This is a genomic window from Escherichia sp. 10290, from assembly GCF_030295155.1.
GTDB classification, from domain to species: domain Bacteria; phylum Pseudomonadota; class Gammaproteobacteria; order Enterobacterales; family Enterobacteriaceae; genus Escherichia; species Escherichia coli_F.
Genome location: NZ_AP025741.1, coordinates 964,414 through 987,331, shown reverse-complemented (window position 1 = coordinate 987,331; position 22,918 = coordinate 964,414). Strand labels below are relative to the sequence as shown.

22 protein-coding genes and 1 riboswitch are annotated in these 22,918 nt (G+C 46.5%); of the genes, 6 read left to right on the top strand and 16 right to left on the bottom strand.

The genetic code is table 11. The features are described from left to right. The first annotated feature begins 10 nt into the window (after positions 1-10). Positions 11-1,117: an ABC transporter permease gene (locus QUE74_RS04725; protein WP_000469031.1), complete on the top strand. Its 1,107-nt coding sequence runs from the start codon at positions 11-13 to the stop codon at positions 1,115-1,117. Here the strand turns inward: QUE74_RS04725 and QUE74_RS04720 are convergent. Continuing rightward, entirely contained in the window at positions 1,079-1,489 is a 411-nt protein-coding gene (locus QUE74_RS04720; RefSeq protein WP_000871982.1) for a YbhQ family protein, read from the bottom strand. The genes QUE74_RS04725 and QUE74_RS04720 overlap by 39 nt on opposite strands. A gap of 132 nt (positions 1,490-1,621) precedes the next feature. Between QUE74_RS04720 and QUE74_RS04715 the strand changes: the two genes are divergently transcribed. Genes QUE74_RS04715 through QUE74_RS04705 form a run of 3 tightly spaced genes read left to right on the top strand, consistent with a single transcriptional unit; the run spans position 1,622 to position 4,577 of the window. Beyond that, a complete protein-coding gene (locus QUE74_RS04715; RefSeq protein WP_001145120.1) occupies positions 1,622-2,383 on the top strand; it encodes an endonuclease/exonuclease/phosphatase family protein in 762 nt (253 codons plus the stop codon). Then, on the top strand, positions 2,380-3,621 hold the full coding sequence (gene clsB / locus QUE74_RS04710; RefSeq protein WP_000650358.1) for a cardiolipin synthase ClsB: 1,242 nt from the start codon (positions 2,380-2,382) through the stop codon (positions 3,619-3,621). Before QUE74_RS04715 ends, clsB begins: the two co-directional genes overlap by 4 nt. Further along, a complete protein-coding gene (locus QUE74_RS04705) occupies positions 3,621-4,577 on the top strand; it encodes a lysylphosphatidylglycerol synthase domain-containing protein (protein WP_000045432.1) in 957 nt (318 codons plus the stop codon). The genes clsB and QUE74_RS04705 overlap by 1 nt, the downstream gene beginning before the upstream one ends. A gap of 189 nt (positions 4,578-4,766) precedes the next feature. On the opposite strand, the gene QUE74_RS04700 is transcribed toward QUE74_RS04705, so the two are convergent. The 9 genes from QUE74_RS04700 to moaA all read right to left on the bottom strand — a co-directional run bounded on the left by QUE74_RS04700 (position 4,767) and on the right by moaA (position 10,608). Then, on the bottom strand, positions 4,767-5,252 hold the full coding sequence (locus QUE74_RS04700) for an SUKH-4 family immunity protein (protein ID WP_001354859.1): 486 nt from the start codon (positions 5,250-5,252) through the stop codon (positions 4,767-4,769). Between the two features lie 155 nt (positions 5,253-5,407). Continuing rightward, positions 5,408-5,872, bottom strand: coding sequence for a hypothetical protein (locus tag QUE74_RS04695; protein WP_000244907.1), 465 nt, complete (start codon positions 5,870-5,872; stop codon positions 5,408-5,410). A 98-nt stretch (positions 5,873-5,970) separates the two neighbouring features. After that, complete coding sequence (locus QUE74_RS04690) at positions 5,971-6,330, bottom strand: DUF3969 family protein (protein WP_000060505.1); 360 nt, start codon at positions 6,328-6,330, stop codon at positions 5,971-5,973. 733 nt (positions 6,331-7,063) lie between these two features. Next, positions 7,064-7,768, bottom strand: a complete 705-nt coding sequence (locus tag QUE74_RS04685; RefSeq protein ID WP_000373624.1) for a Bax inhibitor-1/YccA family protein — start codon at positions 7,766-7,768, stop codon at positions 7,064-7,066. Between the two features lie 136 nt (positions 7,769-7,904). Continuing rightward, entirely contained in the window at positions 7,905-8,357 is a 453-nt protein-coding gene (gene moaE / locus QUE74_RS04680) for a molybdopterin synthase catalytic subunit MoaE (RefSeq protein ID WP_000852287.1), read from the bottom strand. 1 nt (position 8,358) lies between these two features. Next, on the bottom strand, positions 8,359-8,604 hold the full coding sequence (gene moaD, locus QUE74_RS04675; RefSeq protein WP_000598604.1) for a molybdopterin synthase sulfur carrier subunit: 246 nt from the start codon (positions 8,602-8,604) through the stop codon (positions 8,359-8,361). After that, on the bottom strand, positions 8,597-9,082 hold the full coding sequence (gene moaC / locus QUE74_RS04670) for a cyclic pyranopterin monophosphate synthase MoaC (protein ID WP_000080885.1): 486 nt from the start codon (positions 9,080-9,082) through the stop codon (positions 8,597-8,599). The genes moaD and moaC overlap by 8 nt, the downstream gene beginning before the upstream one ends. A 2-nt stretch (positions 9,083-9,084) precedes the next feature. Continuing rightward, positions 9,085-9,597: a molybdenum cofactor biosynthesis protein B gene (moaB, locus tag QUE74_RS04665; protein WP_000084639.1), complete on the bottom strand. Its 513-nt coding sequence runs from the start codon at positions 9,595-9,597 to the stop codon at positions 9,085-9,087. Positions 9,598-9,618: 21 nt separating this feature from the next. Further along, entirely contained in the window at positions 9,619-10,608 is a 990-nt protein-coding gene (gene moaA, locus QUE74_RS04660; protein WP_001295301.1) for a GTP 3',8-cyclase MoaA, read from the bottom strand. After that, positions 10,596-10,740, bottom strand: a riboswitch (molybdenum cofactor riboswitch). It overlaps the preceding gene by 13 nt. Before the next feature lie 265 nt (positions 10,741-11,005). On the opposite strand from moaA, the gene yvcK reads away from it, so the two are divergent. Next, entirely contained in the window at positions 11,006-11,914 is a 909-nt protein-coding gene (gene yvcK, locus QUE74_RS04655) for a uridine diphosphate-N-acetylglucosamine-binding protein YvcK (RefSeq protein ID WP_001246025.1), read from the top strand. 175 nt (positions 11,915-12,089) lie between these two features. On the opposite strand, the gene QUE74_RS04650 is transcribed toward yvcK, so the two are convergent. Further along, complete coding sequence (locus QUE74_RS04650; protein ID WP_000979677.1) at positions 12,090-14,387, bottom strand: pentapeptide repeat-containing protein; 2,298 nt, start codon at positions 14,385-14,387, stop codon at positions 12,090-12,092. A gap of 483 nt (positions 14,388-14,870) precedes the next feature. Here QUE74_RS04650 and QUE74_RS04645 point away from each other — a divergent pair, with 483 nt between their 5' ends. Then, complete coding sequence (locus QUE74_RS04645; protein ID WP_000553520.1) at positions 14,871-16,523, top strand: hypothetical protein; 1,653 nt, start codon at positions 14,871-14,873, stop codon at positions 16,521-16,523. Between the two features lie 158 nt (positions 16,524-16,681). Here QUE74_RS04645 and uvrB read toward each other — a convergent pair whose 3' ends face one another. The 5 genes from uvrB to bioB form a co-directional block, all read right to left on the bottom strand. Beyond that, positions 16,682-18,703, bottom strand: a complete 2,022-nt coding sequence (gene uvrB / locus QUE74_RS04640) for an excinuclease ABC subunit UvrB (protein WP_000042543.1) — start codon at positions 18,701-18,703, stop codon at positions 16,682-16,684. 578 nt (positions 18,704-19,281) lie between these two features. Further along, complete coding sequence (gene bioD / locus QUE74_RS04635; RefSeq protein WP_000044827.1) at positions 19,282-19,959, bottom strand: dethiobiotin synthase; 678 nt, start codon at positions 19,957-19,959, stop codon at positions 19,282-19,284. Beyond that, entirely contained in the window at positions 19,952-20,707 is a 756-nt protein-coding gene (gene bioC / locus QUE74_RS04630) for a malonyl-ACP O-methyltransferase BioC (RefSeq protein WP_000246780.1), read from the bottom strand. Before bioC ends, bioD begins: the two co-directional genes overlap by 8 nt. Continuing rightward, positions 20,694-21,848 (bottom strand): 8-amino-7-oxononanoate synthase, encoded by a 1,155-nt coding sequence (bioF, locus tag QUE74_RS04625; RefSeq protein WP_000118862.1) that lies wholly within the window; start codon positions 21,846-21,848, stop codon positions 20,694-20,696. The genes bioC and bioF overlap by 14 nt, the downstream gene beginning before the upstream one ends. After that, on the bottom strand, positions 21,845-22,885 hold the full coding sequence (gene bioB / locus QUE74_RS04620) for a biotin synthase BioB (RefSeq protein WP_000930076.1): 1,041 nt from the start codon (positions 22,883-22,885) through the stop codon (positions 21,845-21,847). The genes bioF and bioB overlap by 4 nt, the downstream gene beginning before the upstream one ends. Positions 22,886-22,918 lie beyond the last annotated feature (33 nt).

The following is a 22,918-nucleotide window of genomic DNA, read 5'->3' as shown; positions in this document are numbered from 1 at the left end:
GGAGAAGAGCATGTTTCATCGCTTATGGACGTTAATCCGCAAAGAGTTGCAGTCGTTGCTGCGTGAACCGCAAACCCGCGCGATTCTGATTTTACCCGTGCTGATTCAGGTGATTCTTTTCCCGTTCGCCGCCACGCTGGAAGTGACCAACGCCACAATCGCCATCTACGATGAAGATAACGGCGAGCATTCGGTGGAGCTGACCCAGCGTTTTGCCCGTGCCAGCGCCTTTACCCATGTGCTGCTGCTGAAAAGCCCGCAGGAGATCCGCCCAACCATCGATACGCAAAAGGCGTTACTCCTGGTGCGTTTCCCGGCTGATTTCTCACGCAAATTGGATACCTTCCAGACCGCGCCATTGCAGTTGATCCTCGACGGACGCAACTCCAACAGTGCGCAAATTGCCGCCAACTACCTGCAACAGATCGTCAAAAATTATCAGCAGGAGCTGCTGGAAGGAAAACCGAAACCTAACAACAGCGAGCTGGTGGTACGCAACTGGTATAACCCGAATCTCGACTACAAATGGTTTGTGGTGCCGTCGCTGATCGCCATGATCACCACTATCGGCGTAATGATCGTCACTTCACTTTCCGTCGCCCGCGAACGTGAACAGGGTACGCTCGATCAGTTACTGGTTTCTCCCCTCACCACCTGGCAGATATTCATCGGCAAAGCCGTACCGGCATTAATTGTCGCCACCTTCCAGGCCACCATTGTGCTGGCGATTGGTATCTGGGCGTATCAAATCCCCTTCGCCGGATCGCTGGCGCTATTCTACTTTACGATGGTGATTTACGGTTTATCGCTGGTGGGATTCGGTCTGTTGATTTCGTCACTCTGTTCAACGCAACAGCAGGCGTTTATCGGCGTGTTTGTCTTTATGATGCCCGCCATTCTCCTTTCCGGTTACGTTTCGCCAGTGGAAAACATGCCAGTATGGCTGCAAAACCTGACGTGGATTAACCCTATTCGCCACTTTACGGACATTACCAAGCAGATTTATTTGAAGGATGCGAGTCTGGATATTGTGTGGAATAGTTTGTGGCCGCTACTGGTGATAACGGCCACGACAGGGTCAGCGGCGTACGCGATGTTTAGACGTAAGGTGATGTAACTTCTTATCTTTCGCCAGTAAAGACACTACTGCCGGGCCAGCAAGGATCGCCAGCCCTGCAATCGCCAGCAAAAAGTTGTTTTCCAGTACGCGGGATAACAGCCACAGCACAATCAGCGCTGCGCCAAAATACCAGGTTGTGGTCAGTTCTTCCAGCACATCTGCCACCTCACGCCAGCGTTGCTCGGGGTGGCGCTGAAACACCAGCATCATCACTACCGTGACACAATACAGTGCGCATAATCCTACGCCGACGTGAACCAGAGTTTTACTCATCCAGCCCACCACCAGCAGCGCCACTACCAGTAAATGCAACATAATCTGCCAGCAACTTAGACCCGTTGCGACACGAACACGTTGTTGCCACTTCATGGCTTCTCTCCTGAAGAATTTATCTCTACTTACTCAGAGTACCGAACTTTACGGAAAATTCCGTAAGACCGCACCTTTTTGTGACGCCGACTACACTATTTCAATGAGATAAGAGGCAAAGACAGGAAAATTATGCCCGTTCAAACACAACAATTTTCGTTCAAGGTGCTCACCATCAATATTCACAAAGGCTTTACCGCGTTTAACCGACGCTTCATTTTGCCGGAACTTCGCGACGCCGTGCGTACCGTCAGCGCCGATATTGTTTGCCTGCAGGAAGTGATGGGCGCGCACGAAGTTCATCCGCTGCATGTGGAAAACTGGCCCGATACCTCGCACTACGAGTTTCTCGCCGACACCATGTGGAGCGATTTCGCCTACGGTCGCAATGCCGTATACCCGGAAGGGCATCACGGCAACGCGGTTCTTTCACGTTATCCCATTGAACATTATGAGAATCGCGATGTTTCGGTCGATGGTGCGGAAAAGCGCGGCGTGCTCTACTGCCGCATTGTGCCACCGATGACCGGGAAAGCGATTCATGTGATGTGCGTACATCTGGGCCTGCGTGAGGCGCACCGTCAGGCGCAGCTTGCGATGCTCGCCGAATGGGTCAATGAGCTGCCGGACGGCGAACCGGTATTAGTGGCGGGTGATTTCAACGACTGGCGGCAAAAAGCTAATCATCCGTTAAAAATGCAGGCCGGGCTGGATGAGATATTTACCCGCGCCCACGGACGCCCGGCGCGCACGTTTCCGGTGCAATTTCCTCTACTACGTCTGGACAGGATCTATGTCAAAAATGCCAGCGCCAGCGCGCCAACCGCGTTGCCGCTGCGGACATGGCGACACCTTTCTGATCATGCCCCTTTAAGTGCGGAGATTCATTTATGAAATGTAGCTGGCGCGAAGGCAATAAGATCCAGTTGCTGGAAAACGGCGAGCAATATTATCCCGCGGTGTTTAAGGCGATTGGCGAGGCACAAGAACGCATCATTCTTGAAACGTTTATCTGGTTTGAGGATGACGTCGGCAAACAGCTGCATGCGGTACTACTGGCAGCAGCGCAACGCGGGGTAAAAGCGGAAGTCTTGCTGGATGGCTACGGTTCGCCGGATCTCAGCGATGAGTTTGTCAATGAACTGACGGCAGCTGGCGTGGTATTTCGCTACTACGATCCCCGCCCTCGCCTTTTTGGTATGCGCACCAATGTGTTTCGCCGGATGCATCGCAAAATTGTGGTGATCGACGCGCGTATCGCCTTTATTGGCGGGCTGAATTACTCCGCCGAGCATATGTCCAGCTACGGTCCAGAGGCTAAACAGGATTACGCGGTGCGCCTTGAAGGGCCGATTGTCGAAGATATTCTCCAGTTTGAGCTGGAAAACCTGCCAGGACAGAGCGCGGCCCGACGCTGGTGGCGACGTCATCACAAAGCGGAAGAGAACCGCCAGCCGGGAGAAGCGCAGGTATTGCTGGTCTGGCGCGATAACGAAGAACATCGCGATGATATCGAACGTCACTATCTGAAAATGCTCACTCAGGCGCGGCGGGAAGTGATTATCGCCAACGCCTACTTCTTCCCCGGCTATCGATTTTTACACGCCTTGCGTAAAGCGGCACGGCGCGGGGTGCGGATCAAACTGATCATTCAGGGCGAACCGGATATGCCCATTGTCAGAGTCGGTGCGCGCTTGCTGTATAACTATCTGGTTAAAGGCGGCGTTCAGGTATTTGAGTACCGCCGCCGCCCGCTCCACGGTAAAGTGGCATTGATGGACGATCACTGGGCGACGGTAGGGTCCAGTAATCTCGATCCGCTCAGTTTGTCGCTAAATCTCGAAGCAAACGTCATCATTCACGATCGTAATTTTAACCAGACGCTACGCGATAATCTGAACGGCATCATCGCCGCCGACTGTCAACAAGTGGATGAATCCATGCTGCCGAAACGTACCTGGTGGAACCTGACCAAAAGCGTGCTGGCATTCCACTTTCTACGCCACTTCCCGGCGCTGGTGGGCTGGCTTCCGGCGCACACGCCACGTCTGGCGCAGGTTGATCCCCCCGCACAACCGACAATGGAAACGCAGGATCGGGTAGAAACTGAAAACACGGGGGTAAAACCCTGATGAGTAAATCACACCCACGCTGGCGCTTAGCAAAGAAGATCCTCACCTGGCTATTTTTTATCGCAGTGATTGTGTTGCTGGTGATCTACGCCAAAAAGGTAGACTGGGAAGAGGTCTGGAAGGTCATCCGCGATTACAATCGCGTTGCGTTGCTCAGTGCGATTGGGCTGGTGGTCGTCAGCTATCTGATATATGGCTGCTACGACCTGCTCGCCCGTTTCTACTGCGGTCACAAACTGGCGAAGCGCCAGGTGATGCTGGTGTCGTTTATCTGCTACGCCTTCAACCTGACGCTCAGTACCTGGGTCGGCGGCATAGGTATGCGCTATCGTTTGTACTCCCGGCTAGGGTTACCGGGCAGCACTATTACGCGGATTTTCTCGCTCAGTATTACCACCAACTGGCTGGGCTATATTTTGCTGGCCGGGATTATCTTTACCGCAGGCGTGGTGGAGCTGCCGGACCACTGGTATGTCGATCAAACCACGCTGCGCATTCTCGGCATTGGCTTACTGATGATTATCGCGGTTTATTTGTGGTTTTGCGCTTTCGCGAAGCACCGCCATATGACCATCAAAGGGCAAAAGCTGGTGCTGCCTTCATGGAAATTCGCCCTCGCCCAGATGCTGATTTCCAGCGTTAACTGGATGGTCATGGGGGCGATTATCTGGCTGTTACTTGGTCAAAGCGTAAACTATTTCTTTGTACTGGGCGTATTACTGGTAAGCAGTATTGCCGGGGTAATTGTGCATATTCCGGCGGGAATTGGTGTACTGGAAGCGGTGTTTATCGCGCTACTGGCTGGGGAGCATACCTCCAAAGGCACAATTATCGCCGCCCTGCTCGCTTACCGTGTGCTGTATTACTTTATCCCGCTGCTGCTGGCGCTGATCTGTTACCTGTTGCTGGAAAGCCAGGCGAAGAAGCTACGAGCGAAAAATGAAGCGGCGATGTGAAGAGCCTCTCATTTAATCATTTTTGTTCAACTTGCTCTTGTGAATCAGATTGTTGACAAAGTGCGCGTTGTTTATGCCGGATGCGGCGTAAACGCCTTATCCGACCTACAAAAGCCTGCAAATTCAATATATTGCATGGACCATGTAGGCCTGATAAGCATAGCGCATCAGGCAATTTTACCTTTGTCATCAGTCTCGAATGGATTCACTTTTGCCTTGATGAGGAACTTTTTCCATTTCACTATAAAATTTGATTTGGGCATCATTTAAAGGAAAAAAGCCATCGCGAAGCTCGTAGCATCTTAAGCCCCAGAAGGCATCATCTTTCATAGCCTCGCTATCACATTGGGTAAATATAGCATCCATTGCATCGGATAAAATTTCATCATCTGTTAACAATTGTATTTTCATCAATTCTGATTGTTTAAAAACCGCCTGCATAAAAATATTATTGAATATAACAAAATCATTTATCCCAGAATTGCAATACATCATCGTAAAATTTGCGCATTCGTCTATATCATACAAGTAATAAACTTTCTTATTTTTTACGCTAACAATAAAATAACCATCTAAATCATGACCAAATACAATGTACTCATCGGAGTCGAATACATATAATTCATCACAATAAAACGTCACCTCTTGATTTTCATAGGGAATAAGAAGCGGCAATTTTATTTTTATTTACTTAATTAAATTGGATGAAGATGAGTTTATTTTTTTAAAAACCTTATCAGGCTGTAAATTAATTAGTTTTGTTAACACAAGTCATCCTTTTATCGTAATTGGCAACTCACAACATTTCATTAAACTACTTCACCATAATATCATTTTATTTTCAACCCAGGAGAAAATAAATAATTTAGATACATTTCATTCGAATTGGACAAACCCGGATAAATATCGCAACCAGGCTTACTCAATAAAAAATCCTTATCCAAAATCTTAAAGTCATGACGAATCAATACATTAATTAAGTCTGCAATCTCTGCACCTATATTCATCGAGCTTGTTATAACGTCATCCTTGAATATTATAAAAGCATATTGCCCAACAAGAGATATATAGATAAAGGCAATGCCTTTTTGCAAAACAACTTCTAATGAAAGACAGACATCATAATTTAACTCAGTGTTATCTCTAATATCAAATCGTGAACTAAACGCAGAAATTATCTCTTTATATTTGGATGAATTGTATCCTTCCATCACAAATGCAAAATTGGGGTTCGCCATATCAAGATAAGATGTCTTAATTGCCTGATTACACTCATTTTTAATGTCCATAACCATCTACAACATTCATCCTTATAATAAGACTTTCAAGTCTATAAAAACCATATATCCTTGCACAAGCTTATTAGCTATTCATATTTGCATATCTCATAAACCTATTTATCCGTAAATTTAAAAGAGACTTTATTTTCCCTTTCATCACTTAAGGGATAATCATCTCTTTTTGTATAGATAAAATCGTTTGTTTGGAGAATTAGTTCTTGTATGACAGTCTCGTGCCTTTCAGGGAGGAGCGATTCGATATCCTCAAGCTCACAACCATGATAAATTATATCTATTAATTCTTTATCACAACCTTTCCTCCGTAGAGTACGGGCAAAAAAAGGACAGAAAACAAGCAATTCAGATTCATCTATGGTTACTGCTCCCCTTTCCAGCGAGTGTAAAGCCCCTAAAAGCAGAATAGCCATAAATTTATCTACATATTTATTTTCTATTGTGCAAACTAATGACATAAAAACCTCCCTTGCTTAATATTATAAATATTTTTAAATATATGTGGCATTTCATTTCCTTTTTGCATCAATTTTCTTTAGAAATAACACCGCCATATACGATAGCATGAATGATAAAATCATTAAAATAACTCTCAATGGATGCGAACCGCCCCACGAAAACAATAAATATAATGTTGCAATACAAGATAGTGTGTGCGTGTACTTATTTGCTATAAATGGCGTCAGGAATACCACGGGAAGGAGAACAAAAAGCATATAAAAGCGGATAAATCCCAAACCAACTCCGTGACTTGACGGCCTGAAATATGACGTATATATCTCGCGACCGAGGTCATGTGCCATCACCATAATCATAACACCTGTAATCGCAATAATTATCTTTATTACATTCATCATTTGATTTCTACAATATGCGTCCATTACCTGCACCGTGAATGCCTGGGCCAGACAAGCACAAGAGCGTTCATGGCAGGAAACCGAAACAAGCGAATAAAATCGCAATAGTGTTTTATCCCGCCAGCTACCAGCCACCCAATGAGGGGCCGATTTTTTCCGGGCAAGTAAGTGACAGCGTATTGACGGTTCAAATGAGTTATCTATCCCTGAATTGACGCATACGGATAGTGTGACATTTGCAGCGACTGAGTTCTCATGTAAATGAGCGGAATAGTCTTTATAAAATCCGAAAAAAATCCCGACACATGGCCGGGATATTGATGGTGAAAAAGAATTAACGGCGGTTGCCGAAGATCCGCAACAACATCAGGAACAAGTTGATGAAGTCCAGATACAAGGTTAACGCGCCAAGAATGGAATATTTGCGCAGGTTCGACGTATCGCGTGTATCAATCTGCTCACCCATATTTTTTAGTTTCTGAGTGTCATACGCCGTCAATCCAACAAAGACAATCACGCCGATGTAGGTAACTGCCCACATCAACGCTTCGCTTTTCAGCCAGAAGTTCACCAGCGATGCCAGCACAATGCCGATTAACGCCATAAACAGCATATTGCCAAAGCCACTTAGATCGCGCTTCGTGGTGTAACCGTACAGGCTCATTGCGCCGAACATCCCGGCAGTAACGACGAAAGTACTGGCGATAGAAGCAGCAGTATAGACAATGAAAATACTGGAAAGCGTAAGACCCGTCAGCGCCGAATAAAGCATAAAGAGCATCGTCGTTACACCTGCGCTCAGCTTTTGAATCATCGCTGATAACACAATAACCAATGCTAATTGCGCGATGATCAGACCGATTAAAAAGACACGGTTAGTGAACAACAGCTCCATCACGGCCGCGGAATTAGCCGCATACCAGGCAACAAATGCGGTCAGCAACAAGCCAACGGTCATCCAGCCATAGACCTGCGCCATATAAGTTTGCAAGCCAGCCCGGGGTTGTACGATTGAATCAGAACGTGGGAATCTGTCCATGACGATCTCCTGAAGATATAAGGAATATCTTAAGGATACTGCAAAATGATGAGGCTGTGCATCGACGCAGCGTAAACGCATATACTGAGCGGTGAAATTGCCGGACGCAGCGGTGCCTTATCCGGCTAACAAAAAACTACCAGCGTTTTGCCGCCTGCTGATCGCTCTCCCGAGCTTCGACCCAGCGGTCGCCTTCCGGCGTGGCTTCGCGCTTCCAGAACGGTGCGCGGGTTTTGAGATAATCCATAATAAACTGCCCGGCTTCAAACGCACTGCTGCGATGCGCACTGGTGACACCGACAAAAACGATTTCATCGCCCGGCCATAATTCCCCAATGCGGTGAATCACCGTGACGCGCCCCAGCGGCCAGCGGTTACGCGCTTCATCGACAATTTCTGCCAGTGCTTTTTCAGTCATCCCCGGATAGTGTTCGAGGGTTAATGCTTTGACGCTGTCGCCAAGGTTATGGTTGCGCACCTTACCGGTAAAGGTGACTACCGCACCGTCTTCATCACGCTCCGCCAGCCACGGATACTCTTCTCCTACGCTGAATGGCTGCGGGCCGACAACAATTTTGGTTTCTGCCATCTTAACCTCCGGTTACCGGCGGGAAGAAAGCCACTTCGTCGCCGTCAGTCAGCGGATGGTCAAAACTCACCAGCGTCTGGTTGACGGCAGCCAGCAATTTGCCATCTTCCAGCGCCAGCGCCCAGCGATCGCTCTGCGCAGCCAGATGTTGGCGTAACGCTTCAACGGTTGGGAAATCCGCAGCCACTTCGCTTGCATCTGTTCCCACCAACTCGCGCACCTGGGCGAAAAAAAGAACTTTAATCATCCGCTTCCACCTTAAAGTCACCTGACTTGCCGCCGCTCTTCGCCAGCAAACGTACCGGACCAATTACCATATCTTTTTGCACCGCTTTGCACATGTCATAAATGGTCAGCGCCGCCACGGAGGCCGCGGTTAACGCTTCCATTTCAACGCCGGTTTTCCCGGTCAGGCGGCATAAGGTTTCTATACGCACCCGATTGTGCTCCGGCTCGGCCTGCAAATTGACTTCAACTTTACTGAGCATCAGCGGATGACACAGCGGGATCAAATCCCATGTGCGTTTTGCTGCCTGAATACCGGCGATACGCGCAGTGGCAAATACGTCGCCTTTGTGGTGGCGACCATCAATAATCATCGCCAGCGTCTCGCTGCGCATGGTGACAAAGGCTTCGGCGCGCGCTTCACGCACGGTTTCTGCTTTGGCGGAGACATCCACCATGTGCGCTTCGCCAGCGGCGTTGATATGGGTCAGTTGCGACATACTTATTTCTTCAAATGTGGATGGAAATTACACGGACGCGTACGGGCATCCAGCTGCGGTGCGATGATATTTTCCCAAGCGGTACGGCACGCTTTGGTTGAACCGGGCATGGCGAAAATCAGCGTTTTGTTAGCAACACCCGCTACCGCACGAGATTGCAACGTTGAGGTGCCAATCTCTTCGAACGACAACATCCGGAACACTTCACCAAAACCTTCAACTTCACGGTCGAACAACGGCAGCAGTGCTTCGGGAGCCTGATCACCTTCCGTCAGGCCAGTCCCCCCCGTAATCAACACCACTTGTACATCGTCGCTGGCGATCCACGCAGATACCTGAGCGCGAATAGCGTAGCGGTTTTCTTTCACAATGGCTTTATCGACAACGTGATGGCCCGCTTCTTGCGCCGAATCGCGCAGATAGTGACCGGAGGTATCGTCTTCTTCACCGCGACGATTAGAAACCGTAAGAATAGCAATACGGGTCGGGATAAATTCAGTGCTTACCTGACTCATCTGATCTCTCCTTTTGACGTTTTAGCCGCCAATGTACGATAAGTTTTGCGTAATACCGGTGTTGTTTTGATGCAGGAAATGGGTCTGTTTCTTCTCCCGCAGCGCCGCTGAAATACGCGCTTCCAGCGCCTGTTGCTGGGTATCGTCTTCCAGTAAATCGCGCAGGTTAACGCCGCCTTCACCGAACAGGCAGAGATGGAGTTTACCAATGGAGGAGACGCGCAGGCGGTTGCAAGTGGCGCAGAAGTCTTTTTCATACGGCATGATAAGGCCAATCTCTCCGGCGTAATCCGGATGACAAAAGACTTGCGCGGGACCGTCGCTGCGTTGACGTAATTGGTGGATCCAACCGCGACGCAGTAGCTCGTCACGCAGAACCTGCCCAGAGATATGATGCTTGCGGAAAAGCTCGCTGCCCTCGCCCGTTTCCATCAGTTCGATGAAACGCAGCTGGATAGGGCGATGCTGGATCCAGTTCAGAAAGGTGTCGAGCTGATGATGATTAACATCACGCATCAGCACGGTATTGACTTTGACCTTCTCAAAACCGGCCTCAAATGCAGCATCGATCCCTGCCATGACCTGGTTGAATTTATCCTGTCCGGTAATAGCATGAAACTGGCGAGCGTCGAGGCTATCGACACTCACGTTGATACCAGTAAGACCAGCATCACGCCAGTTCGCCACGTCGCGTTCCAGACGGTAACCATTGGTGGTGACCGCTATCTGGCGAATAGCGTCGTTTTCTCGCACAGCGGCGATGATATCGGTAAAGTCGCGACGCAAAGACGGCTCTCCGCCCGTCAGACGGACTTTTTCGGTGCCCAGACTGGCGAAGGCGCGCGTAACCCGGCGAATTTCATCGACGGTCAGAAAGCCTTTATTGGTGACGCCGCTCGGTTTGTAGCCATCCGGCAGGCAGTAGGTGCAACGGAAGTTGCACACATCGGTAATCGACAGGCGCAAGTAGTAAAACTTACGCGCAAATGCATCAGTCAGTTGTGAAGCCATGTACACCTTTCCAGATACGGGAGGCGAAGTCATTTCTTCCTTCGCCCTGGTGGCAATCTTTGTAAGCATTGTCACGGCCAAAGCACCGTATCAGTTGACCCAGGTGCAGAGGCTAGAGTGTTTAGTGGTTAAGCCGATACTAGCGTGTAAACAGGATTTTTACCATCCACACTTTCGCTATGTAATCATATATATAGCGTCATGATCGTGCTATTTCGCTACAGAATAAGGGAAAATAGCGGTTTTACTTTGATATACATCATCACGGATGCATAGCGTACATCGTCCTTTAGAGGTAGAAGAAAATAGTTTGTATCCTCAATATTGGCAGGTTAATTGCTGTTTCCCCGCAATTTGCGCTACTGTAACGCGGAAAATCTGACTCCAGGAAACTATAATGCGCAATCGTACGTTGGCTGACCTTGATCGTGTCGTTGCTCTCGGCGGAGGGCATGGACTGGGACGCGTTCTCTCATCACTTTCATCTTTGGGTTCTCGTTTAACGGGTATCGTGACCACCACGGATAACGGTGGTTCAACGGGGCGTATTCGCCGCTCAGAAGGTGGAATTGCCTGGGGCGATATGCGCAATTGCCTTAACCAGTTGATAACGGAACCCAGCGTCGCTTCCGCAATGTTTGAATATCGTTTCGGCGGTAATGGCGAACTTTCCGGGCACAACCTTGGAAACCTGATGTTGAAGGCACTGGATCACCTTAGCGTGCGGCCTCTTGAAGCGATTAATCTGATTCGCAATCTGTTGAAAGTGGACGCACATTTGATTCCGATGTCGGAGCATCCTGTTGATTTAATGGCGATTGACGATCAGGGGCATGAAGTTTACGGCGAGGTCAATATTGACCAGCTCACCGCGCCGATACAGGAGCTACTCTTAACCCCCAACGTACCTGCCACACGTGAAGCGGTGCTGGCGATTAATGAGGCGGATCTGATCATTATTGGGCCAGGGAGTTTTTATACTAGTCTTATGCCCATTCTGCTGCTCAAGGAAATGGCTCAGGCATTACGCCGAACGCCTGCCCCGATGGTGTATATCGGTAATTTGGGGCGAGAATTAAGCCTGCCTGCTGCAAATCTCAAGCTGGAAAATAAGCTGGCGATTATGGAGCAGTATGTTGGTAAAAAAGTGATTGATGCGGTAGTTGTTGGACCGAAAGCTGATGTATCCGCAGTTAACAACAGAATTGTGATTCAGGAAGTACTGGAGGCCAGCGATATTCCTTATCGTCATGACCGCCAGTTGCTGCATAACGCACTGGAAAAGGCATTACAGGCACTAGGTTAAGCGCCTGTGCCGGGGGCAGAAAAATACGACTGTGACTATGGCGTTTTAAATTATAGAAGGCCATAGTCACCTTTTTTTGGCACAACCCCATTGTTAGCAGCTCATTTATCTTTCCACTTTCTGGAATTTAGTTTTGCTTCTTGATGTTTCTTGTGCCATGCCTATTCTAAAAATGTTATAATCCCCATGCTTTGGGAGCCACCGAATCTAAATATTTATCAATATGATGAGAACGAGTATAATCTGCTATATTTTTTGATAAAATGGCCGTGCAATTTAAACCAGAGCCTAATCCCAGTAGTACCGTTAACCAGTTATCCAGAGCTTCAGATTCAACAATCGAGTTTTCCAGTTCATATGCTTTTAGTAAAAGAGCAGCAGAGTAAACTCTGAGGATTTGCGGAGAATTGTATTCCGTTCCTAAACTTGAAGCTGAAGAATATCTTGCGAACACGACAGCAAAACTTATCAGAAGCATTGCTTGTTCCGTTTTATTTGCATTTTCCATTCTGCAAGCCTTCATTAAATCTTTATAATGGTTTCCCTTAATATTTAAACAAGACTTATACTTCACTAGTTCGCTAACATTCTTTTTTTGTTTTATCTTTTTATTTTTACTTAACATTTCATAACCCGCACCTTCTATAGATTGCGCCTGCAATGAGTAATTATCTATGAGTTTCATAAGAGGCGCAAAAATTTCATTTAATTTTATTTGTTCATCAATACCATCCATTTTGGTTTGAGAACAACAACTTTGTGATGCAGTGACAAATGGTTCGTATAGATCACCAAGCTGAAGGATTTTGAGATAATTTTTTAATAAAATATTATGTTGTGACCGTTTCCATGGGTAGGAAAACACTGGGAATTCGGTCATCAATACGGTATTAAGATTAATATCTGCAAGCGAGCACACTTGTTCTGGTGCTGCATATAGATAAAAATGGTCCCAGTCCTTATTTTTAATAGTGGTATCCAACATTTTATTTAAGGCATTAGATGAAAGACGCATTGCACGATTATTTTGCTGTGCTGAAAACAATACGTACCAAGCATCATCATGATCTTGTTGTTTACGCCATTCCGAGAAGTCTGGATAATCATTTCCTTCAGTATAAGGTTTAACATCCTTATGTTGTAAATATGTTTTATAAATATTATATGCTTTTTCTGCCAATATATTATTTTTACTTTTTAGTGCCAGGTCAGTCATCATTACATATGCAGTACTAAATGATAACATTAATGTAGGTTGTTCTGTAAAGCGATCTAAATAATAATTAATCCTCTCTTCACTAAGATTAAACAAAAAAGAAGAAGAGATACAGCAATCAACTGTAATTAATGACAAAATAAAGTTATCAAATATATTTATATCATCATTTTGCAATATATCATTTAATCCCTCTGGTGGTCTGTTAGACGTATAGTATTTTGCTAAGCAATTAATTTCTGATACATCCTTTTTTAATTTTGCAAGGTCATAGATACAATTTTTTGTACTCAGTTCGTTGGCGAGGATTTTTTTTATTTCAGGCATTGAATCTTCAGAGATATCTTCAAAGATTTGATAAATTTTCTGGATATGTTCTTTTGCTTTACATATATCAACCCTGATTAAATCTTGTAATGGAGGAGTATCGTCAAAGAAAAATTTCCGCATAGATCCCGTATGCATTTTTATTATTTTCGCTTCACGCAACACTATATTTTTTAAAATACAAGTACTAAAGTCACCTCTCTCTATAGTTGCGTATTCAAAATTTACCCCCGACATATTCGTACCAGCAACATCACAGGAAAATAAAGTGGCATTCTTGAATGAACTATTTTCAAACTGTGCGCCATTCAATATGGCATACTCCATATAACATCCTGAAAAATCTGCACAACCCTTGGCTTCTGTTAGATCTGTCCTTACAAAACTAGCACCGCTCAATTTGCAATCCATGAGTGTTGCTCTCTTCATATTAGCATCATTAAAATTAACGTTAGAAAAATTTGATTCACCGAATTCAGTATCTTCAAAATTGAGCCTCGAAAAATCAAAGCGCCCATTGGGATCCTGCAAAATAATTAGTTGTCGAGTTCTGACTGGTTTATCTCCAATAAAATAAGTTGTTGTCATCACACTGTCTGAAAATTCTATCTTGCACTTAAAAAGCTCATGCATGTGCGGAGGACAAAAATTTTTCAGGGTCAAAAACTCATTACGTTCTTTATTATATTCTTTTTTTTCATCGGTAAGGTAAGGTGATAAAAACAATCCATAGCGAGAATGGATATCATTATACATTCTACTTAAAAAATCTTTTTTCGTTTCGAAACCCAAAATGAATCGCAGCACATCAAAAAGCCGCTCCCATTTACTCATATAAAAAGTATGGTCATTGTCAGCAAGAAGCAATTGCTCTGCGCGCTTTTCATCAATTTCAAAAGATGACTGTCGATGATTAACTGATAACATCATGCTGCCTCCATCAGATAAACAATTAATTGCTGCAGTCTTCCTGAATACAGTTTATTTACTATCAAAAATCGCTCATTTCAAATAGGCTTGTTCCCGATTACACAAATAAAAGCATATTATTTATTAACTTTTAAATAATTACACCTATAATTATAACAATTAATATATATGCATTATCATTATATTAAACTTAAGATAATTGAGATAAAGAGTATTGTCGTTAATATAAATTGAGTCCATTGGATAAACTTGACTCATGTTATGTCTTGCGTAGAAGGATCTAAACACACTTAACTTCGAACTTTCATTAACACATTAATTTTGTCCGACTAAATGAGCGATTTTTGATAGAAAAATATCTTTACTTGTTTAAAAAATTACTCAATTTGATAACAAACGATTGAGTAAGTAAGTACCCTCAAAAAGCAACGATTATCTTATTATGCGGCGAATTTAGTACTTTAACATTAAAAGGAAATAATTATGCACCCTAGATTTTTTACATCATGCACTCCCCGTCTTCCGGAAAGATTTCCAGAAAAATGCCCCCCAAAAGTTTTGCATTCATGGTTTGATAATGGCGCAAAAAAATTTAATGAGGAATTTGCACGCTGGAAAGAGCTCGGGCGTGAAAATGATTTCAATAATCAGTTTATAAGTTCATATATAAATAATAATATCAGCACCTACCAGAATATATCAAATGGTTTACATAATAATATTAATACAATACATGATTTATTAATTGAAAACACATCAAGAATGCCGCTTTCGGAAAGTTTAGACACATTATTAGTTATGGGACAGTTATTTGAAAGTGAATATAACAGAATATTCGCAAATATACCTTTGTTTGCAAACCTCTTTAAAGCAGCCCTAATACAATATATAACAAACAATAACACACTACTAATTGAAATATATAAAAACGCTCTAAATAAAATTCATAATAAAGAGGCCATAAGTTTCATTATTCAGAATATTTTTACTCAATCGATAGATGATCCCTGCTTTTACGAACCGTGCAATTTACATTTTTTACTTGATATCGCTAACAATTATGTCTTTTCTTTTAAAAAAGAGATGTTATTATCAGAACCACACTTACAAAACTCATTCCTGGAAATAATCAATCATTTTAATAATGATGAAGACAAAATAAGAGGTATTATTTTATTTATTTCTTATCTTGAAAATCTAGCTATTAAAATCAAGATTAACTTAAAGGATTTCCTGGAGAAGCTAAGATTTTCTAATATAAAAATTAAGATTGAACTCTATACCCATTTATTCAAAGCATTACCTGAAATAAAAGGGAGCGATATTATATCACTATATTTTACTATTGAATCAGCCTATAAAGAAGATATGCCAAAACAATTAACTGAACTATTAAATTTAGTTACAAACATTCCTGACATTGAAGATAAATTTCAATTCATAACTAAATTGGGTCATGCATACTGCCTCTCCGGAATTAATCTTTCAGATTACTCAACCTTTCTTTTAAAATTATTTCAGGATACTAAAGTAAACAGATTATGTGATTATTATAAGTTAAGAGTTCCTGGTGAACCAGAGTATAAACTTAGAATACCTTTAGATGGGTTGACATTTCAAATGCTTAGTGAACTGTACAGAGTATCGCCAGAAAACGTTTTCATTTTCGATGAACTTTTTCGAGAAATGATTGATTTCAGCACATTCGAAGGACGAGTGAGTTATTACAACACCATACTTTATTTAATAAACCAGAATACCGAAAGCATCAATAAAATAAATCTATTTAGCCATTTGATTAAACGTCTTCCATTATGTAATTTCAAAACTCAAGACTTTGAAACAAGATTAATACTTGCATTGCCTGAGTTAACAATCGAGCATGTGAATAAAACCGTATTAGAATATTTAAACGAGCTTACTGATATGTACAAAAGAAAACCATATTTAATTCTCACTGACCATGATAAATATTTTAGCTTTATCAAATATGCATTTAACAATGGAAATATTAAGATATCAAATGCCTTGATTGACGTCATAGAGAAAATAAATACAGAAAATCCTACTTCCCAGAGAACAAAAAGAAATCTTTCTGTATTAACGCAACCATTCAAAACATGCCAAATTTTATGAATAACGTAAATAAGTAATGAGTTTTAGTTTAGCACATCAACGTACCAGAGCCGCTTGCAACTCTGGTACGCTTCCTTTTTCACCAGTGTAACTGCACTATGCATGTTAACTGCTTTTGAACATAACAAGCGAAACCGAGCATTTTCCCATCTCCAACATCACGAAGCCGCAATGAACAACTCACGTAGCTGATGCAACTGGTCACGAATTTGCGCCGCTTCTTCGAACTCCAGATTTTGCGCGTGTTGCATCATCAGCCCTTCCAGTTCATGGATTTTCTGCTGCAACGCCTTCGGCGACATATCCATCGGCACATTATCCGGCTCAACAATCGGTCGTGATTTTCCTCTGCCCTTCGCTTTGGTTTTGGCAATGTTCTGCCCCAGCGCCAGGATATCGACCACTTTCTTGTTTAATCCTTGTGGCGTAATGCCGTGCTCTTCGTTGTAGCGTTGCTGTTTCTCGCGGCGACGTTCGGTTTCGCCAATCGCTTTCGCCATTGATGGGGTGATCTTATCGCCGTAGAGAATCGCTTTACCGTTAACGTTACGTGCCGCACGACCAATGGTCTGGATCAACGAACGTTCAGAACGCAGGAAGCCTTCTTTGTCGGCGTCGAGGATCGCCACCAGCGAAACTTCCGGCATATCCAGACCTTCGCGCAGTAAGTTGATCCCTACCAGCACGTCGAACTCACCCAGACGCAAGTCGCGGATGATTTCCATGCGCTCGACGGTATCGATATCTGAGTGAAGATAACGCACACGCTCGCCGTGTTCTTCGAGATATTCCGTAAGATCTTCCGCCATCCGCTTAGTCAATGTTGTGACCAGTACACGCTCGTTAATTGCCGCTCGCTGGCGAATCTCCGAAAGAAGATCATCAACCTGTGTTGCCACCGGTCGCACTTCGATAATCGGGTCAAGCAATCCGGTTGGACGTACGACCTGATCCACCACATCACCACCGGATTTTTCCAGCTCGTAATTACCCGGCGTCGCCGAAACATAGATGGTTTGTGGCGCTAATGCTTCGAACTCTTCAAACTTCAGCGGACGGTTATCCAGCGCTGATGGTAGGCGGAAACCGTACTCCACCAGCGTCTCTTTACGCGCCCGGTCACCGCGATACATACCGCCAATTTGTGGAATGGTGACGTGAGATTCATCGACGACCAGCAACCCATCGGCAGGCAGGTAATCAAACAGCGTCGGCGGTGGCTCACCTGGTCCACGGCCGGAGAGGAAGCGTGAGTAGTTTTCAATGCCCGAGCAATATCCCAGTTCGTTCATCATCTCCAGGTCAAACTGGGTTCGCTGAGTCAGCCGCTGCTCTTCCAGAAGTTTGTTGTTCTCTAACAGCACTTTGCGTCTGGCGGCCAGTTCTTCTTTGATCTCTTCCATCGCCTGTACGATGCGCTCGCGCGGCGTGACGTAGTGCGTTTTCGGGTAGATGGTAAAACGTGGAATAGTAGAAACAATCTGCCCGGTTAGCGGGTCAAATAACGACAATCGTTCAACTTCCTCATCAAACAGCTCCACGCGAAGTGCAATGTCATCCGATTCTGCCGGGAAGATATCAATCACCTCGCCACGAACGCGGAAAGTACCGCGCTGGAAGGCTTGATCATTCCGGGTGTATTGCAGCTCCGCCAGTCGACGCAGGATCGCGCGCTGATCGATAATCATACCGACCGTAAGATGGAGCATCATCTTGAGATATAAATCAGGATCGCCCAGACCATAAATCGCGGAAACCGATGCCACCACAACCACATCACGCCGCTCCAGCATCGCTTTGGTGGCGGACAAACGCATCTGCTCGATATGTTCGTTTACCGAGGCATCTTTCTCAATGAAGGTGTCGGAACTCGGAACATAGGCTTCCGGCTGATAATAGTCGTAGTAGGAGACGAAATATTCCACCGCGTTTTCCGGGAAGAACTCTTTCATTTCGCCGTACAGCTGGGCCGCCAGCGTTTTGTTGGGCGCCAGTACCATGGTTGGGCGCTGAAGGTCAGCAATGACATTGGCGATGGTGAAGGTTTTCCCGGAGCCAGTTACACCGAGTAACGTCTGGTGCGCCAGGCCATCTTCCAGCCCCTCTTCGAGACGTCGAATCGCCTCTGGCTGATCGCCAGAAGGTTTAAAAGCGGAATTCAGTTTGAACGGTTTACTCATGAGTCGCTACCTGAAGGAGTTGGGCGGGCAGGTATGTAATTTTACTCGTCGTACTTAATTATGCCAACAAATTATACTGGATAAAAAAACAGTTCCCCACCATAATATTTCTGTTACAGCGTAAACTCTGCTGTCAATCATGAGCAAAATTTACTCTGTGGCGAGATAAAACTCCGGCCTTACGGGGTTATCCCCAAAGCAACGGCTTTTTTAACATTTGTCAAGATGAGTGATGACAGTTTTATGGCAAGAGATGCCTCTTCAGTGACTGCCATTGCAATTATCTAACCAGTTAAAAAATAAAAGATATTTCTTTGAGCCGTCTTTAACGCCAATTCGCGTGCAAGCCGCGTATTCTCTCGCTTGCCTCGTGTTTTCTAACTCTAATACACATGGTTATCCACAGGAATAGTGGATAACTGTCTGCAGCCCCTATCCCCCGCCGCCTGGGCAATTCCCACATTCACCGCATGATGCGGAAGTAAAATTTTTTTCGTGATTATTTTAGAATTTAATTGGTTAAATTGCAGTCAACCGAAGACGCGATCTCGCTCGCAATTTAACCAAATACAGGATGGCTACAACAAGGCAAGGTTTATGTACTTTCCGGTTGCCGCATTTTCTGGATTTTCTGCAAGCCAGGGAATTTCGCCCAGCAGCGGCGCGGGAATCATGCGGGTGAGCGTGGTCATATATTCAGCGTGACGTTTTCCAGGAGGCGTGACATCATTCGCCACCCAACCCGCCAGAGTGAGTCCGGCGTGTTGTATTGCCTGTGCCGTCAACATCGCGTGATTAATACAGCCGAGTTTCACACCAACTACCAGTATCACCGGCAGTTGTTCCTGTGTTACCCAATCCGCAAAAGTGAAAGTGTCAGAAAGCGGCGTAAACCAGCCGCCAGCACCTTCCACTAACACCCAGTCAGCCTGTTGTTCAAGCGCGCGTAATCCGGCGCTCATTACCAATGATTCTATCGGCCTGCCCTCTTGCGCGCTGATGATGTGCGGCGAAGTGGGTTCTGCGAAGGTGTAAGGATTTACCGTTGCGTAATCCAGCTGCAGGCTGCCGTTGTGCTGTAACGCCAGCGCGTCACTATTACGTAAGCCGTCCGGGGTCTTTTCGCTGCCAGAGGCGACCGGTTTATAACCTGCCGTCCGATAACCTGCTGCCTTCGCGGCTTGTAAAAGTGCACAACTGGCGACAGTTTTCCCCACTTCGGTATCCGTTCCGGTGACAAAATAACGTTTACTCACGAGCAATCACTCCCAAAAAAAGATGATACGTCAGAGGATATCGCCCCTGTTGTTGCGGCCAGGCCAGTTGCAATCGCTGCAACTGCGAACGCGTTAATATTCGTGGGTAGCGCCCTTCATGAAGATGCGTGGCACCGATGCCTTTCAGCGAACGCATGGCACTGAGCGCATCAGCAAACCACAGCGTGATGGGCTGAATATGATGTTGATAATGCACGCTGTTCAGCGACTGTTCGATTTCATCTGGCGGTAAAAAGCGATTAGCATGCGGGCGCTCGTCCACCGCCTGCCACGCCTGATGCAATTCAGGGAGCGATCCCTGCACCAGCGTGGTAAACGCGACCACGCCTCCGGGGCGCACCACGCGATACAGCTCGCGAAGTGCCGTGGATAAATTACCGCACCACTGCACCGCGAGATTGCTCCATGCAAGATCGAAGGTTGCAGTCGCTAACGGCAGGGATTCGATATCTCCCGCCAGATAATGGTCTGCGGCATCCTTCTGGCGTGCCTGAACAAGCATTGGCGGCGAGAGATCTAACGCTGTCACCTGCGCGTGACGTTCCCGCCAGTGGCGACTCATCCAGCCAGGTCCACAACCCGCATCCAGTACGTGGGTGTATTTACGCTGTGGGAGCATTGCCAGTAAGACGTCAGCACTCTGGCGCTGTAGATCCGCATGTTGCTCATAATGTGCGGCTGCCCGACCAAATGCCGCAGCAATGGCTTGTTTATTAACCGTTGCCATGCAGCACCTCCAGCAGACGGTCGATATCCTGCATTTCATGCGCGGCGGTTAGCGTTAAGCGCAGTCGCGCAGTACCAGCGGGTACGGTTGGCGGGCGAATCGCCGTGACCCAGCAGCCTTGCTGGCGCAGTTTTTCTGCCAGTTGTAACGCACGGCTGTTATCACCGACAATCAATGGCTGGATGGCGCTGTATGAATCAGCAAGCGTAAACGGCAAATCCTGTACTCCGGCACGAAAACGCGTGATGAGTGCCGCCAGTTTTTCGCGCCGTGCATCACCCTCATCACGGCGAATGACCGCCAGCGACGCACGTAATGCCTGCGCCTGAGCGGGCGGCATACTGGTGCTGTAAATAAGATGGCGGGCAAATTGCAGTAGATAATCCGCCACCGTATCGGAGCAAAGCACCGCTGCCCCGCTGACGCCAAATCCTTTGCCAAAAGTCACCACCAGCAATTCTGGTTTTACCTTTTGCAGCCAGCAGTTGCCGCGCCCCTGTTCACCGATAACACCCGTGCCGTGGGCATCATCGACCATCAACCAGCCATTGTGCTGTTGCGTTACCTGCTGGATTTCCGCCAGTGGCGCACTATCGCCGTCCATGCTGAACACGCCTTCTGTCACCACCAGTTGCTGCCCCGGACAGGGGGAAGCAAGCAGTCGCGCCAGATGAGCGACATCGTTATGGGTAAAACGGCGAAGCTGCGACGGGCTTAAACTGGCAGCTTCAAGCAATGAGGCGTGACTCAGCCGATCGGCAACAATACGGTCCTCTTTCGCCGTCATCGCGGTAATGACTGCCTGGTTAGCGGCAAAACCAGAGATAAACAGCAGTGCCCGCGAATAGCCCAGCCACTCGGCCAGTTCTTCTTCCAGCGCCTGATGCGCCATGCTATAACCGCTGACGTGACCGGAACCGCCACTACCGACGCCAAATTGTTCCGCACCCTGCTTCCATGCACGAATGATGTCCGGATGATGGCTTAAGCCGAGGTAATCATTGCTGGAAAAGTTCAGATACTGGCGATCATCCACCACCAGCCAGCGTCCGGCCCCTTGCGCCACCGGATAACGGCGACGCAGGGCATCGGCAGTACGCCGCGCATCGAGCGCCGCGTTGATTTTCTCCTGCCAGCTCATAGTGCTGCCGCGTTGTAATATTCGTCAGTGTCCGGGGTCATCAGCGCCTGTTCAAGACGTTGCTGTTGTTCGTTATCGCCCGCCAGCACGGCGGTTTGCTGCGGATTTAACCCCAGTTTGCGGAACAGTTGCAGGTCTTTATCTTCTTCCGGATTCGGTGTGGTCAGCAATTTGCAACCGTAGAAAATCGAGTTTGCGCCAGCCATAAAGCACATCGCCTGAGTCTGTTCGTTCATCTGCTCGCGTCCGGCAGAAAGGCGCACGTATGAGGTCGGCATCATGATCCGCGCTACGGCAATGGTGCGAATAAAATCAAAGGCATCGACATCATCGTTATCCGCCAGCGGCGTGCCTTTCACCTTCACCAGCATGTTGATTGGTACGCTTTCCGGCGGCGTCGGCAGGTTTGCCAGTTGCAGCAATAATCCGGCGCGATCTTTTACCGTTTCGCCTAAGCCAACAATGCCACCTGAGCAGACTTTGATCCCGGCATCGCGCACTTTTTCCAGCGTGTCGAGACGTTCCTGATAAGTGCGTGTGGTGATGATATTGCCGTAAAACTCCGGCGAGGTGTCGAGGTTGTGGTTGTAGTAATCCAGGCCGGCGTTCGCGAGGCGCTGCGCCTGAGATTCACTCAACGTGCCCAGCGTCATACACGCCTCCAGGCCCATCGCTTTTACCCCCTGCACCATCTGTTCCAGGTACGGCATATCGCGTTCGTGGGGGTTCTTCCACGCCGCGCCCATGCAAAAACGCGTCGATCCCGCCGCTTTCGCTTTACGCGCCGACTCCAGCACCTGTTCAACTTCCATCAACCGCTCAGCTTCCAGTCCGGTTTTATAACGCGAGCTTTGCGGGCAGTATTTGCAATCTTCCGGACAAGCTCCGGTTTTAATTGACAGCAAAGTACTGACCTGCACCTGACGAGGATCGAAATGCTGACGATGCACCTGCTGCGCTTCAAACAGCAGATCCAGCAACGGTTTTTCAAATAATTCTGTGACTTGCGACAATGTCCAGCGTGGGTGGTGAGCCATGGGGCTTCTCCAAAACGTGTTTTTTGTTGTTAA